16 protein-coding genes are annotated in these 14672 nt (G+C 69.2%); all 16 read right to left on the bottom strand.

Going from position 1 to position 14672, the window contains the following annotated elements:
• Positions 1 to 25: 25 nt before the first annotated feature.
• The 16 genes from C1927_RS20525 to C1927_RS20600 all read right to left on the bottom strand — a co-directional run bounded on the left by C1927_RS20525 (position 26) and on the right by C1927_RS20600 (position 14643).
• Positions 26 to 2389 (bottom strand): hypothetical protein, encoded by a 2364-nt coding sequence (locus C1927_RS20525; RefSeq protein ID WP_254051514.1) that lies wholly within the window; start codon positions 2387 to 2389, stop codon positions 26 to 28.
• Positions 2382 to 3011, bottom strand: a complete 630-nt coding sequence (locus tag C1927_RS20530) for an outer membrane lipoprotein carrier protein LolA (RefSeq protein WP_079224222.1) — start codon at positions 3009 to 3011, stop codon at positions 2382 to 2384. The genes C1927_RS20525 and C1927_RS20530 overlap by 8 nt, the downstream gene beginning before the upstream one ends.
• Entirely contained in the window at positions 3008 to 3439 is a 432-nt protein-coding gene (locus tag C1927_RS20535; RefSeq protein ID WP_108747668.1) for an acyl-CoA thioesterase, read from the bottom strand. Before C1927_RS20535 ends, C1927_RS20530 begins: the two co-directional genes overlap by 4 nt.
• Positions 3426 to 4976: an aromatic amino acid ammonia-lyase gene (locus C1927_RS20540; RefSeq protein WP_079224225.1), complete on the bottom strand. Its 1551-nt coding sequence runs from the start codon at positions 4974 to 4976 to the stop codon at positions 3426 to 3428. The genes C1927_RS20535 and C1927_RS20540 overlap by 14 nt, the downstream gene beginning before the upstream one ends.
• Positions 4966 to 5907, bottom strand: a complete 942-nt coding sequence (locus tag C1927_RS20545; RefSeq protein ID WP_108747669.1) for an acyltransferase — start codon at positions 5905 to 5907, stop codon at positions 4966 to 4968. Before C1927_RS20545 ends, C1927_RS20540 begins: the two co-directional genes overlap by 11 nt.
• Before the next feature lies 1 nt (position 5908).
• A complete protein-coding gene (locus C1927_RS20550; protein WP_108747670.1) occupies positions 5909 to 6679 on the bottom strand; it encodes a glycosyltransferase family 2 protein in 771 nt (256 codons plus the stop codon).
• Positions 6669 to 8354, bottom strand: a complete 1686-nt coding sequence (locus C1927_RS20555) for an AMP-binding protein (protein WP_108747671.1) — start codon at positions 8352 to 8354, stop codon at positions 6669 to 6671. Before C1927_RS20555 ends, C1927_RS20550 begins: the two co-directional genes overlap by 11 nt.
• On the bottom strand, positions 8347 to 8898 hold the full coding sequence (locus tag C1927_RS20560; RefSeq protein ID WP_079224233.1) for a hypothetical protein: 552 nt from the start codon (positions 8896 to 8898) through the stop codon (positions 8347 to 8349). The genes C1927_RS20555 and C1927_RS20560 overlap by 8 nt, the downstream gene beginning before the upstream one ends.
• A 22-nt stretch (positions 8899 to 8920) precedes the next feature.
• Positions 8921 to 9178, bottom strand: coding sequence for an acyl carrier protein (locus tag C1927_RS20565; RefSeq protein WP_025878014.1), 258 nt, complete (start codon positions 9176 to 9178; stop codon positions 8921 to 8923).
• A gap of 16 nt (positions 9179 to 9194) precedes the next feature.
• Positions 9195 to 9452 carry a phosphopantetheine-binding protein gene (locus C1927_RS20570; protein ID WP_005411610.1) on the bottom strand — a complete coding sequence of 86 codons (258 nt, stop codon included), beginning with the start codon at positions 9450 to 9452 and terminating at the stop codon, positions 9195 to 9197.
• Entirely contained in the window at positions 9439 to 10236 is a 798-nt protein-coding gene (locus C1927_RS20575) for a lysophospholipid acyltransferase family protein (RefSeq protein WP_079224235.1), read from the bottom strand. Before C1927_RS20575 ends, C1927_RS20570 begins: the two co-directional genes overlap by 14 nt.
• Complete coding sequence (locus C1927_RS20580) at positions 10229 to 10972, bottom strand: beta-ketoacyl synthase chain length factor (protein WP_079224237.1); 744 nt, start codon at positions 10970 to 10972, stop codon at positions 10229 to 10231. The genes C1927_RS20575 and C1927_RS20580 overlap by 8 nt, the downstream gene beginning before the upstream one ends.
• A gap of 218 nt (positions 10973 to 11190) precedes the next feature.
• Entirely contained in the window at positions 11191 to 12204 is a 1014-nt protein-coding gene (gene cydB / locus C1927_RS20585; RefSeq protein ID WP_108747672.1) for a cytochrome d ubiquinol oxidase subunit II, read from the bottom strand.
• Between the two features lies 1 nt (position 12205).
• On the bottom strand, positions 12206 to 13603 hold the full coding sequence (locus C1927_RS20590; RefSeq protein ID WP_108747673.1) for a cytochrome ubiquinol oxidase subunit I: 1398 nt from the start codon (positions 13601 to 13603) through the stop codon (positions 12206 to 12208).
• Positions 13604 to 13786: 183 nt separating this feature from the next.
• Positions 13787 to 14002: a hypothetical protein gene (locus tag C1927_RS20595; protein WP_108747674.1), complete on the bottom strand. Its 216-nt coding sequence runs from the start codon at positions 14000 to 14002 to the stop codon at positions 13787 to 13789.
• Positions 13999 to 14643: a sigma-70 family RNA polymerase sigma factor gene (locus C1927_RS20600; RefSeq protein WP_108747675.1), complete on the bottom strand. Its 645-nt coding sequence runs from the start codon at positions 14641 to 14643 to the stop codon at positions 13999 to 14001. Before C1927_RS20600 ends, C1927_RS20595 begins: the two co-directional genes overlap by 4 nt.
• Positions 14644 to 14672: the final 29 nt, after the last annotated feature.

Here is a 14672-nt window from a genome sequence, read left to right on the forward strand (position 1 = left end):
AGGAAGGGTGCGCGGTGAAGCGTGGTCAGGCCGGCGGCAGGTCGTGCGGCGGCGGGCGGAACAGCGGCGAGATCAGCCAGACCAGGCCGATGCCGAACAGCAGGGTGAGGCCGAACGCACGCAGCGCCGGGGTCTGTGACAGGCCCAGCAGGCCGAACGACAGCCAGGTGCTGGCCGCACCCACGCAGACCGCCAGCCACGCGCTGGCATCGCCGCGGTGCTCGATCAGGAAGATGCCGTAGTCGATGCCCATGCCCAGCAGCAGCATCAGCGCCAGCACGTTGAACAGCTGCAGCGGCTGGCCGAACAGGCCCAGCAGGCCCAGGGTGAGCGCACCGGCGATGAGGGTGGGCGCGAACACGCGCCAGGCCTGGCGGCGGTAGCGCAGCCACAGCGCGCCGAACACCAGCGCGATGCCGACCAGCAGCAGCCCGCCCATCAGCTTGCGGTAGTGGCCCAGCAGCGTGGAGAAGTCGGCCGTGCGGTCGACCCAGCGCACGCCGGGCAGGCCCTCGGCCGCGCCCTGCAGGGTGGCCAGTGCATCGGCGCGCGACAGGTCATCGACCATCACCACGCTGACCATCTGCCCGCCCACCGCGCCCACCCACAGGTGGCGGAACGGCTGCGAGGCCGGCGAGGCCAGGAAGGCCTCGGCAGTCAGCGGCGAAGCGGCGAAGGCCGGCCGCGGCAGCGGCTCGCCCACGGCTTCGGACACCGCCGCCAACACGCCCGGTTCCACCCTGGCGGTCAGCGCGGCATCGGCCTGCTGGCGCGCCGGCGATGGCAGCCAGTCACTGATCGCGCGGTAGCCGCCGATGCGCTTGTCGCTGGCCAGTGCGCGCAGGCGCCCGGTCAGCGCTTCTTCGCGCTCCAGCAGCTGCGCCGCGTCGGCGCCCTGCACCAGGTAGAACTGTGCCGGGCTGGGCATGCCCAGCAGCTGGCTCAGGCGGATCTGCTCGGCCATCAGTGCCGGCGGCGAGGACTGCAGGCTGCGCAGGTCGTCGTTGCTCTGCAGGCGCACGATGCCGATGGCCGACAGCGCAAGCGCGGCCACGATGAACACCATGACCGGGCGCGTGCCGTGCAGGCGCGGGAAGCGCTCGAGGGTGTTGCCCAGCCACTGCGAGAAACGGGTCTGGCGGATCTCGCCACCGTCCAGCCACGGGAACCAGAAGATCACCGTCAGGAAGGCGCCGGCCAGGCCGACCACCGAGAACAGCGCCATCTGCCGCAGGCCGGGGAACGGGGCCAGGCCCAGTGCCAGGTAGGCCAGCGCACTGGTCACCAGCGCCAGCCACAGGCCGGGCAGCAGGTGCTTGAGCAGTTTCCAGCGGCGGTCAGCCGGCTCGGCCTGGCGCGAGGCGAACCAGTGGATGCCGTAATCCTCGGCCACGCCCACCAGCGACGCGCCGAACACCAGGGTCAGCACGTGCACCTTGCCGAACACCAGCACGGTCACCGCCAGTGCCACGCCGCAGCCGATCAGCAGCGAGGCGGCCACCAGCAGGATCGGCCGCAGCGAACGGAAGGCCAGCCACACCAGCAGCAGCACCGCGGCCAGCGAGCCCCAGCCGATCGTGTTGATTTCCTGGTTGGCCTGCACGGCGGCCGCTTCGGCATGCAGCGGCACGCCGGCATGCAGGATCTCCAGATCCGCTGCGGCGGCCTTGGCGGCCAGGCCGGCGCGCTCAAGCAGGCCGTCGATATGGCGCTCGCCATCAAGCTGGAAGGCCGAGCCCGGGGTATCGAACTGCAGCGCGGCCCAGTGCTTGCCCTCGGCTTCGAGCAGGCCATCATCGCCCAGGCGCAGGCCGGAGCCCTGTGCCTGCTGCTGCCACCATTGCGGCCACAGCGACAGCGGATCCTGCCGCCAGTCGGTCAGCCGCGGTGCGCCCATCGGGCCGTACAGCGCGCCCAGCGCCTGTTCGGCCAGCGCACCCGGTTCGGCCTGCTGCAGCTGTTCGCGCTGCGCCGGGGTCAACAGGCGATCGCGATACGGCGCGTAGAACGCGCGCGCTTCATCGAACCAGCCTTCGATCGAGCCACTGGGCACCAGCAGGCCGCTGTCGGCATCGCTGGCCATCGCCTTGGCGAAGGCGGCCTGCGCGCGCTTGGCGGCGGCGCCATCGGCACTGCCCAGCAGCACCACCACCTGCCGCGAGCTGCCATCGGCGATGCGCCGGGTGACATCACTCAGCAGGCGGTCGTGCGCATCCTGCGGCAGCAGGGCGAGGATGTCGGTGTCGATCCGCGATTCCTGGCTCCACAGGCGCCATTGCTGCGCGCCCAGCACCAGCAGCACCAGCAGCCAGGCAACGCCCAGCCAGTGCCACCAGCGGCGCAGGCGCTCCGAGCCCTTGCCTGCAGCCACGTCAGGTACCTCAGTCAAAGCGGCGCGCCTCGTCGGCGGACAGGCTGGCCGGCGCTTCGCTCAGCGCGCTGAACTGGATCTGCGTGCGGTCCTTGTTGGCCTCCACGATCTCCACCTGGCGCACGTAGCGGTCGCCCTGCAGGGTCAGCGATTCGAAGGCCTTGGCCAGCATCGCCGACTTCGGCGTCAGCTTCAGGCGCCAACCCTGCCCCTCGCGGCTGGCCTGCACGTTGAACTGGCTGGACAGTGCCTGCACGTCACCGCTCATCAGCGCGAACATGATCGCGTTGACCGAGCGCATTGCCGGCTGCTGCCGCGCGTCCAGTTCGACGCGGGTGCTGCCATCACGCTGGCGGCTGAGGATGCGGTCAGCGGTCACCACCACCTCGGAGGGGAACGGCTTGAGCGTGGTCCAGATGACGCCGTGCTGGCGCGCGACCACGAACTGGCCCTGCGAACGCAGCGGGTTCTTGAAGCCGCTGACCTGCTTTTCCTGGGTGAACTGGCCACGCAGCACGTCCGGCCGCGCCACCGCCTGGGTGATCGCATCGACGTTGGCATCGGCGGCCTGCACCAGCGGCGCGGCGGACAGCAGCAGCGCGCACAGCAGCACGCGCGGGAAGCGGGTAAAGGGATTCACGGGGCAGGCACTCCAAGACGCTGCCACAGCACCGGCGGGCACTGGTACAGCATTTCCTTGCTGGTCGCGTCCACCGCAACCTGGATGGTCATCGCACGGGTCAGCACCTGGCCGCTTTCCGCATCGAGGATCTCGTACTCGATCTTCAGCCGGTTCTCCCATTCGACGATGCGCGACACCACGCGCAGGGCCTGGTTGAACAGCAGCGGCCGCACGTACTTCACCCGCGCATCGACCACCGGCCACAGGTAGCCCGATTCGAGCATCTGCGGGTAGTCGTAGTCGTAGTGGCTGAGCAGCGCGCAGCGTGCGATCTCGAAGTACTTGAAGTAGTTGCCATGCCAGACCACGTTCATCGGGTCGCAGTCATGGAAGGCCGGGGACAGCGAAATCTCGCCGACCAGTTCGATTGCCTCATTCACCGACATACAGCTCCCAGCGTTGCGCGCGGATCTCCACCAGCAGTTCCCGCAGTTCGCGATCCAGCGCGCGGTCTTCTTCGACCAGGGCGATGCGCTGCCCCAGGTCGGCGTACATGTCGGCCAGACTGCCATGCAGCTGCGCGTTCAGGCCAACCCGCTCGCGCAGGGCCAGGCCCTGGCGCGCGGCGATCAGCATCGCGGCCACCACCTGTTCCGTCAGTTCGATCACGCGCAGGCAGTCGCGCGCGGCGATGGTGCCCATGCTGACCTTGTCCTGGTTGTGGCATTCGGTCGAACGCGAGAACACGCTGGCCGGCATGGTCTGCTTCAGCGCTTCGGCGGTCCATGCCGAGACGCTGATCTGCAGCGCCTTCAGGCCGTGGTTGATGGCCGCGCGCGGGCCGGTGGCCGCCGACAGGTTGGCCGGCAGGCCGTGGTTGTAGCGGGCATCGACCACCAGCGCCAGCTGCCGGTCGAGCAGGTCGGCGACGTTGGCCACAGTGTTCTTCAGCGTGTCCATCGCCAGCGCGATGTGGCCGCCGTAGAAGTGGCCGCCGTGCAGGATGCGCTCGCCGTCGGCATCAATCAGCGGGTTGTCGTTGGCGCTGTTCAGCTCGGTTTCGATCAGCTGGCGCAGGAACGGCAGGCTGTCTTCCAGCACGCCGATGACGTGCGGCGCGCAGCGCAGCGAGTAACGATCCTGCAGGCGCTGTTCGTTGCGCGGCGGGCGTTCGCTGTGCAGGTCGCTGCGCAGGCGCGCGGCGATGCGGCCCTGGCCCGGGTGCGGCTTGGCGGCGAACAGGGTTTCGTCGAAGTGGTGCGCGTTGCCATCGCTGGACAGCACGTTGAACGCGGTCAGGCGGGTGGCCATGCGCGCCAGGTAATCGGCGCGCTGCCAGGCCAGGCAGGCCAGGCCGGTCATCACCGCCGTGCCGTTCATGATCGCCAGGCCTTCCTTCGGCCGCAGCTTCAACGGGACCATGCCGATCTTCGCCAGCACCGGGCCGGCCGGCTGCACCTGGCCTTCGAACAGCACCTCGCGCTCGCCACACAGCACGGCGGCGACGTAGGACAGCGGGGTGAGGTCACCGCTGGCACCGACCGAGCCTTCGGCCGGGATCAACGGCAGCACGTCGTGCTGCAGCAGGGTGGCCAGGCCTTCCAGCAGCGGCACGCTGACGCCGGACATGCCGCGCACCAGCGAGGCCAGGCGCGCGGCCAGCACCGCGCGGGTTTCGGCCGGGTCCAGGTAACGGCCCAGGCCGCAGCCATGGTAGGTGTACAGGTGGTGCGGCAGTTCGGCCACCAGCGCCGGCGGAATGTTCACCGTGCACGAATCGCCGTAGCCGGTGGTCACGCCATAGATCACCCCGTCCTCGCGCAGCAGGCGGTCAAGGAAATCGGCGCCGCGCTGGATATGCGCGCGGAAGGCCGGCGCCTCGCTCAGGGCGGCATCGCACTGGCGCTGGGCCAGGGCAACCACGTCTTCGATGGTCAGCGGTGCATCGCCGAAACGGCACACGGGTACGGCGTCAATCGTCATGAGGAGCCTGATCCCAGAAGGGGAAGAAATTGAACCAGTCCAGCGGGGACTGGATGACCTGGAGTTCCAGCCAGCGCGCGAAGCGCTGCACCTGTTCGGCCAGTGCGGCATCACGCGACCCGCGCGGCAGCACCACGCGGTCGGCAAAGTGTTCGAAGGCCACGCGATAGCCATCGCCTTCGTGCAGGCAGGACATCGTGTAGACCGGGCACGCCAGCGCGGAAGCCAGCACATAGGCACCGATCGGGAACGGTGCACGGTGGCCGAGGAAATCGGCCATCACGCTGCGCCCGCCCTGTACCGGCACGCGGTCGCCGACGATGGCCACGAAGCCACCGGAGGCCACTTTTTCGGCCAGCATCACTGCCGTTGCCGGGCCCATTTCGGTCACCTGCACCAGCTCCACTGCGGCCAGCGGATCCAGCCGCTGCAGCAGTCGATTGAAGCGCTGCGCATGCGCGGTGTGCACCAGCACGGTGATGCGGAAGCCCGGCACCTGCTCGGCCAGCACCTGGCACAGCTCGAGGCAGCCGATGTGCGCGGTGAGGATCAGCCCGCCTTCGCGGCGCGCGATCTTGTCCAGCACCAGGTCGCGCTGCAGGTGGATGCGCTCGGGGGGATAGCGGCCGCCGAGCCCGAGGATCTTGTCCAGCATCGTGTCGGCAAAGCTGAAGAAATGGCGCAGGCTGTCGCGCCAGCCCGGCGCATGGCCGAGCGCGCCGGTGTGCGCCTGCAGCCGCTGCAGGTACTGCAGCGAGGCGCGGCGGCCCACCCGGTTGCCCAGCCAGTGGCACAGCACCACCGGCCACACGCACAGGCGGAACGGCCAGCGCCCGAACCAGCGGTGCACCCAGCACAGGAACAGCACGCCGGCCACGGACGTGGATTCGCCGATGTCGGCCCAGTGCGGTGCGTCGTGCGCGCGGCTCATCTCAGCCCTGCCCCTGCAGGCGGCGCCACAGCAGGCGCGGGGCGCGCGGCAGCATGCCGAAGAACAGGCGGGTGTGCATGCGGCTGATGCGCACGTTGTCACGCCATACGTCGAAGTGCGAAACGCCATCGGCCGGATAGGTCACGCGGGTGGACAGGTGGTCCACCGGTACCTGCCGCCAGTACAGGCGCACCATCACTTCGGTATCGAAATCCATGCGCCGGCCGATGGTTTCCTCGCCCATCAGGCGCAGCACCGGTGGCAGCGGGTAGACCCGGAAGCCGCACATCGTGTCGCGCAGATGCAGCGACAGCGTGTTGATCCACACCCAGATGTGGGTGGCGTAGCGGCCGTACAGCCGAGCCTTGGGCACACTGGCATCGTAGGCGGGAATGCCGCAGATGACCGCGTCCGGCCGCGCCTGCGCGGCGGCGATGAAGCGCGGCAGGTCGCCGGTGTCGTGCTGGCCGTCGGCATCGATCTGCAGCACGTGGCTGTAGCCGCGGCGCGCGGCCTCGGCAAAACCGGCCAGCATCGCCCCACCCTTGCCCTGGTTCACGTCCAGCCGCAGAAGGTCGACGCCGTCCTGCTGAGCCAGCGCCTGCAGCACCTCGGCGCACGATGCGCGTGAGCCATCGTCCACCAGCAGGCACGGCAGGCCGGCGGCCTGCACGCCATCGACCACGGCGCCGATGGCATGCTCGTGGTCGTACACGGGAATGACCACCAGCGGCGCGAAGGCGCCACCGGCCACCACAGCGTCAGTGCGCATCGGTCAGGACCACCTTGCCGCTGGCGTGCGTGCCATGCAGGGAGGTGTAGCGGAACGTCAGTACGCCACGCCCGGCATCCCAGTCCAGCTGCAGGGTCAACTCGTCGCCGGGGCGGGCCACGTGCTGGAACTTCACTGCCTCCATCCGCACGAAGCCGCACGGAAGGTCGAAGGCCTGGCGTGCGAAACGCACCGCCCAGTCCAGCTGGGCCACGCCGGGCAGGATCGCTGCCTGCGGGAAGTGACCCTGGAAGGCGCGCAGCGATGCATCCAGCGTCATCCGCAGGGTCGCCGACGTGGCCGCGCGGTGGTCCCACTGCGGCACCGGCATCAGCGGCTGGAACAGTGCGGCCAGCGCGGCCTGGGTGACCTTGCCCTGCGCATTGATCGGCAGCGCATCGACCAGCCGCCAGCGGCGCGGGCGGGTGACCGCGTCGTGGCCCTGCGCCAGGCGCGCGCCAAGGCGCAGGCCGAAGGCACGGCGCGCGGCGTCGCCGGCTGTCACCAGCGCTGGATCCGCCGGCACCACCACCGCGGCCAGCTGCTCGCGCTGGCCGGACAGCACCAGCACGCGCACATCCTCTACTTCCGGGTCGTCACGCAGCGCGCGTTCCAGCGCATCCAGCGAGACCCGGCGTTCTTCGATCTTGACGATGCGGTCGGCGCGGCCAAGCAGGCGGAAGCGACCGTCGGCCAGCGCTTCCACGCGGTCCTGGGTACGCCACCACTCGGCGCTGTCCAGGTGCGCCGACGCCACGGCCAGGCAACCCTCCTCGATGCGCCACTGCACGCCCGGCAGCGGCTGCCACGGCGGCATGTCGGTGTCCCAGCGGCGCCAGGCGATGCCGCCGGTCTCGCTGCTGCCGTACACCTCGGTGGGCGCCACGCCCAGCCACTGCCGCACCTGCCGCGCCGCTTCTTCCGGCAGCGGGCCGCCGGAGGAAAAGACCGCACGCAGGCGGCCGTGCAGGCTGGCCCAGTCCAGTTGTTCAGGCAGGCGCTTGAGGTGCGCCGGGGTTGCCACCAGCACGCTGTCGGCGGCGGCCAGGGTGCCGACCAGGTCTTCATGGAAGAAACGCCGCGGCTGGATCTGGCGGCCCGCGGCCAACGGCCACAGCACGCGGAACAGCAGGCCATAGATGTGCTGGTGGGACACCGTGCCGTGCACCTGCACGCCGTCGAGCTGGGCGCCGAAGGCGGCCTGCAGCGCATCGACTTCGCGTGCCAGCTGGTCCATGCGCTTGCTGATCGCGCTGGGCTGGCCGGTGCTGCCGGAGGTGAACACGCACAGTTCGCAGGCACGTTCGTCCAGCGCCTGCAGCGCGCGGTCGGACGCCACGGCGGCGGGCAGCAACGGGCGATAGTCGGCCGACACATCGCCAGCGAAGCCACTGACCTGCGGCTGCAGCGCCTGCAGCGTGGCCGGCAGGTTGTCGGCGGCCAGGAACACGCGCTTGCCGGCATGCCAGGCGCCGAACAGGGCCGCGGCAAAGGCGATGGCATCGTCGAAATACAGCGCCCAGTCGCGGCCTTCGGCAGCGGCGAACGCATCGCGCCAGGCCAGCGCGCGCAGGCGCAGTGCGCTGTGGTCCAGGGCGACACCTTCACAGATACCGATGTCGCGGCCAGGCCGCGCAGTGACCAGCAACCGGTCCAGGGCGATCCAGTCAGCCATGGGCATGGGCCGCCTTCACCCGACGCCGCACCAGCCACTCGCCTGCGAACAACACTCCCATCATCACGTACGCCAACAATCCGTTGTAGAGCATCCAGACCCGGTCCGACGCGTACAGCGCGGTGAACAGGGCCAGGCCACCGTTGAGAACAAAAAAGCCGCACCACACCTGGGTGACGCGACGGGTATAGGCCACCGCGAAGGCGGGCAGGTCCGGCTCCTGCAGGCGCGCCAGGCGCTCCACCAGCGGCGGGCCGAAGCGCAGGCTGGTGGCGAACACCGACAGCATCACCACGTTCACCAGCGCCGGGTACAGCTTCAGCGGCAAGGCCTGGTTGAGCACGGTGGCCAGGCCGGCCAGCAGGCCGGCACCGGCCGCGGCGGCCCACCACAGCGGCTGCCGGGTGCTCAGCGCACGCAGCAGGGCCAGGCCGAACAGCAGCAGCGACAGCCAGCGCGGCTCGAAGCGGCCCATGGCCACGTAGACCAGCACCGGATAGGCGAGCGAAAGCGCTGCCACCACGACCATGCGTGCCCGTGCCATGGTCGCGGTGCCCGGCCTGCGGTCAGGCGGCAGCCTGGCCCGGCAGCAGACCGTGCACGACATCAACGATGTCCTGCACGGTGCGCACGGCCTTGAAGGCTTCCGGCTGCAGGTTGCGGCCGAGCAGCGGCTTGAGCTGCACGATCAGGTCGACCGCATCGATGCTGTCGATGTCCAGGTCGTCATACAGGCGCGATTCCGGGCTGATCCGGGCAGGTTCGATCTCGAAGCTGTCGGTCAGGATGCGGACGATGCGCTCGAACAGTTCATTCTTGGTCATGGCAGTTCCTGGCGCCTTACGACTGGCGGGCGGCGACGAACTCGCCGAGCGCGCGCACGCTGGAAAAATGGCGACGGGTTTCTTCCGAGTCGGCCGAGAGGCTGACACCGTACTTCTTCTGCAGGGCAAGGCCCAGCTCCAGGGCGTCGATCGAATCGAGGCCAAGGCCTTCCACGAACAGCGGCGCGGTCGGATCGATGTCCTCCGGCGTGATGTCCTCCAGTGAAAGCGAGGAAATGATCAATTCCTTGATCTCGTGCTCAAGTGCTTGCACGGGTCGGGTCTCCAGACAGGTCGAAATAACGAGTGAGGTGGTCGGTGACGCGACGGGCCGCCAAGGCATCCCCCCTTGACGCGTCATCTTCGGCCAGGAAGGGTGCGATGGCGATATCTTCGCCGATCTGCAGCCGAACGTGAAAACGACGTGAGGGCACACGATACCACTTCTGGCCCTTCGTCAACGTGGCGGGCGTGCAGCTGATACGCACCGGCGTGATGTCCAGCCGCCCGCGCACGGCGATGTTGGCAGCGCCCCGCTGCAGGCGCGGCGGCTGCCCCGGCACGGTGCGGGTTCCTTCCGGGAAAATGACCAGGGTGCCGCCGGCATGCACGGCGGCCACGCAGTCATCGACCAGGCCGGCGCCATCGTCATTGGCGATGTAGCCGGCGGCGCGGACCGGGCCGCGCATGAACGGGTTGCAGGCCACTGCGCGCTTGACCACGCAGTCAGCGTTGGGCAGCAGCGCGATCAGGCACACCACGTCGATCAGGGTCGGGTGGTTGGCCAGCACCAGCAGGCCATCGCGATGCAGGCGCTCGCGGCCCTCCACCTGCAGCGTCATCAGGCCCAGCCGGCACATCAGCCACACATGGCTGGCAAACGCCCCCTGCACCAGCCGCCGCGCCCGCCGCTGGCGCGCGACCGGGTCGCGCATCAACAGCAGCAGCGGCATCACGAACACGCCCAGCAGCAGCCCGCCCACGCCGAACGCGGCGAAGCTCAGGCCGGTGCCAACAACCCGCCAGGCGTGGTCGAGACGGCGAAGGGCTTCAGCCATGGCGGCTCCAGCGCCAGCGCTGGCCCTGGGTCACATGGTCGAGGGTGGGTGCAGCCGAGAGCAGGAACCGGTGCAGGTCCAGCGCGTGCGGCAGCAGGCCGGGCGCGGTATCGGCCGCATCGGCGGCCGGTTCCCAGGCCAGGCGCAGGCCGGTGCCGGCCGTGCCGGACGGCGCGAGGCGCCAGCACCAGGCGAAGAACGGGTCGGGTTCGTCGGCGAATTCGGCGTAAACGTCGGGCAACGACGATTCATAGACCACCACCCGCACCTCCCGCGCACCGTCGGCCAGCAGGCCGGCGGCTTCCAGGCAGGCGGTTTCCACGGTGGACTGGCCAGCGGCCAGCGCCAGGTAGTTGCCCCGGTGGCCACGGGCGATGGAATACAGGGCGGCGATCGCGTTGTGCACCGACAGGCCGAAGCCGGTGGGCGACAGCGGCTCGGCGGCGGCCAGCGAGCCCAGCAGGTCCATCGAACGGGCCACGTCACCATGGCGGCTGGCAAACACCAGCGGCACTTCACTGTCGGCGCCCTGCGCGTCTTCGCACCAGCACGCAGCCTGGATGGCCATGCGGCCCAGGCGCTCGATGCGGCGGCGCTGCATGGCCGGCACTTCCGCCAACGACGGCGTGCCCTCGCCCTGCGGCAGGAACGGCGCGTCGGCCCAGCCCATCCATTGGCTACGTTCTGTCAGTCCAGGCGCCCAGGCGGCCCAGTCGACAACGGAAAATTCGATCATTACCGGTGATGTTTGGATGGGCGGAAGACAGGCACGGGCCAACAGCATGGCGACGCGCGGCGGCCCCCCATTCCTGCAGCCGTGCGTCCGTCCAGGACGTCGCCGGCAGCCCCCCTGGCGGCCGGAAAGGTGCGAACGCTAGCACGTCCCGCGCAGGGAATACATGTTTCACAAACCGAAACGGGGAGCGGTCACCGGCCGCTCCCCGTTCACATCCTTCAGTGGTAACCGGCGTCGGCGCGTACCTTGCCGCGGAACACCCGGTAGGACCAGGCCGTGTAGCCCAGGATGACCGGCAGCAGCACCACCAGCCCGACCAGGGTGAAGCCCAGCGAGGAGGCCGGCGCGGCGGCCTGCCACAGCGTCATCGACGGCGGCAGCAGGTAGGGCCACATGCCCAGCACCAGCCCGGCGAAACCGAGCACGAACAGGGCCAGGCTGAGCAGGAACGGCGGCAGGTCGCGGCGCGGATGGGTGGCGCTGCGCCACAGCGCGGCGGCCACCGCCAGGGTCAGCAACGGCACCGGCGACAGCCACCAGAAATTGCCATCACTGAACCAGCGATCCATCAACCGCGAATCGAGGAACGGCAGCCAGCTGCTGACCAGGCCCATCGCCGCGATCACCGCCACCACCAGCGGCCGGGTCATCTGCCGCGCCAGTGCCTGTACGCGGCCCTCGGTCTTCAGGATGAGCCAGGTGCTGCCCAGCAGCGCGTAGCCGGCCACCAGCGCGGCACCGGTCAGCATCGCGAACGGGCTGAACCAGGTGAACGCGCCGCCCTGGTAGACCCCGTCCACCAGCGGAATGCCCTGCACCAGGGTGCCCAGGATCACGCCCTGGGCGAAGGTCGCCAGCAGCGAACCCAGGCCGAAGGCCACGCTCCACAGCCGCCGCGAACGGTGCGCCTTGAAGCGGAACTCGAAGGCCACGCCACGGAACACCAGCGCCACCACCAGCAGCAGCACCGGCAGGTACAGCGCCGACAGCAGCACCGCGTAGGCCTTGGGGAAGGCCGCCAGCAGGCCGGCACCGCCCAGCACCAGCCAGGTCTCGTTGCCGTCCCAGATCGGCGCGGCGGTGTTCATCATCAGGTCCAGCTGTTCCTCATCCTCGGCGAACGGGGCGAGGATGCCGATGCCGAGCACGAAGCCGTCCAGCACCACGTACATCAGCACGCCGAAGCCGATCACCGCGAACCATGCCACCGGCAGCCAGGTCATCAGGTCCATGTCAGCGCTCCTCCAGCGGTTCGTCGGCGGCCGACAGCGGGCGCGCCGGCGTGTGGCTGCCGTGGTCCAGCGAGGGGCCGTCCACATACGGCTGCGGGCCGTGCCGCAGGATCTTCACCAGGTACCAGATGCCCCAGCCGAACACGAAGGCGTAGCCGACCACGTACACCGCCAGCGACAGCGCGGTCATCCACGCACTCTGCGGGCCCACCGCATCGGCGGTGCGCAGCACGCCGTAGACCACCCACGGCTGGCGCCCCATCTCGGTGACGAACCAGCCGGACACCAGCGCGATGAACCCGCTGGGCAGCATCCAGTTCCAGCCACGCAGCAGCCACGGCGAATCGAGCAGCTTCTTCCGCCACAGCTGGAACGCCGAGACCCAGGCCAGCAGCAGCATCAGCGTGCCCAGCCCGACCATGATGCGGAAGGCGAAGAACACCGGCGTCACCGGCGGCCGTTCGCTGGCCGGCACCGAGGTCAGCGGATCGAACGTCCCGTCCAGCGAATGGGTCAGGATCACGCTGCCCAGCTTCGGAATGGCCACTTCGAAATCGTTGCGCTGCTCCTTCTCGTTGGGCAGCGCGAACACCACCAGCGGCACGCCCTCGCCTGCCTTGCTTTCGTGCCAGTGCGCTTCCATCGCCGCGATCTTCATCGGCTGGTGCTTGAGCGTGTTCAGGCCATGCATGTCGCCGACGAAGATCTGCACCGGCACGGTCAGCGCAGCAAACGCCACCGCCGCGACCAACATGCGGCGGCCTGCTTCGACGTGCGTGCCCTTGCGCAGGTACCACGCGCCCACGCCACCGATCACGAAACAGGTGGTGATGAACGAGCCCAGCGCCATGTGCGCCAGGCGGTACGGGAAGGACGGGTTGAACACCACCTGCCACCAGTCCACCGGGTGCACGATGCCGTTGATCATTTCGTAGCCGGCCGGCGTGTGCAGCCAGCTGTTGGACGACAGGATCCAGAACGTGGAGAACAGCGTGCCCAGCGCCACCATGCAGGTGGACAGGAAATGCAGGCGCGGCGATACGCGGCCCCAGCCGAACATCATCACGCCGAGGAAGCTGGCTTCCAGGAAGAACGCGGTCAGCACTTCATAGGTCAGCAGCGGGCCGATGACCGTGCCGGCCACTTCGCTCAGCCGCGGCCAGTTGGTACCGAACTGGAAGGCCATGACGATGCCGCTGACCACGCCCATGCCGAAGGACACGGCGAAGATCTTCTGCCAGAAGAAATACAGGTCGCGCCAGACGGGCAATTTCGTGCGCAGCCAGCGCCATTCGATGAAGGCCAGCCAGCTGGCCGTACCGATGGTGAAGGCGGGGAACAGCACGTGGAAACTGATGACGAATCCGAACTGGATCCGCGACAACAACAACGCGTCCAAGGGACGCCTCCTGCCGGGTACGGGTGGGATACCGGACCACTTTAGGAGGATTTGGTTAAGCCGGGATGCGACCGGGTGACGCGCTGCTTCACTATGTCGCAGGGGCGGTGAAGCGCCGCCGGGCATGGCCCGGCGCTACCTGGATCTCCACCGGTAGCGCCGGGCCATGCCCGGCGGGGGCTGTCAGTGCCAGAAATACCAGGCCGCTGCAGCCAGCAGCGCCCCGAACAACAGCACCTGCACCGCCACGTACAGCACACCGCTGTCGCGCGTTTCCGCCTGCAGCCGCTGCTGCAGCGCCTCGTTCACATCGGGCACGGCGTGCCGTTGTTCCTGCTCGCGCAGCGCCTGCGACAGCGCGCGCGCATCGGCATCGCGGGGGTCGTTGGCTTCGCTCACAGCAGTTCTCCGGCGGTGGCGCGTCGCGTCAACTCCTGCTTCAGGGTCTGCCGCGCGCGGTACAGGTGGCTCTTGATGGTACCGCGCGCCATCCCGGTCACCTGTTCAATCTCGGCCAGGTCGAAATCCTCCAGGTAATGCAGGCCCACGATCAGCCGCTGCGGCGGGGTCAGCCGCTCCAGCGCCGCGCCCAGCTGCCGGCCGGCCTGCAGCGCCTCGCTCAGCTCCGCCGGGCCAGGGCCCTCGTCGCCGATCCCCAGCTCCTCGGGCACCTCCACCGCCATCATCCACTGCATCTCCAGCCGGCGGCGGCGCAGGTGCTGCAGCGCCGTCGTGTAGGCCACCCGTGAAACCCAGGTCCGCAGCGAGGATTCAAAACGGAACCGGTGCAGCTGGCGGAACACCGCCAGGAAGGTTTCCTGCAGCAGGTCAGCCACCTGGTCGCGATCGCCAACCATGCGCCCGATCACGTGTGCACAGGTACGTTGATGGGCCTGCACCAGCTGCGCGAACGCTGCCTGCGAACCGTCGATGATGGCGACCACCAGCGCGCGGTCGTCTTCCCACGCAGCCGGTTCCTCGGCGGCGGCGTCGCGACGCCGCCCGCGCAATGCAGCCAAAGCGCCGCCCAGCAGGCTCATGCGTTGGCCGCTCGCTGTGCCCGTGGCAT

It is taken from the genome of Stenotrophomonas sp. ZAC14D1_NAIMI4_1 (assembly GCF_003086775.1).
GTDB lineage: Bacteria > Pseudomonadota > Gammaproteobacteria > Xanthomonadales > Xanthomonadaceae > Stenotrophomonas.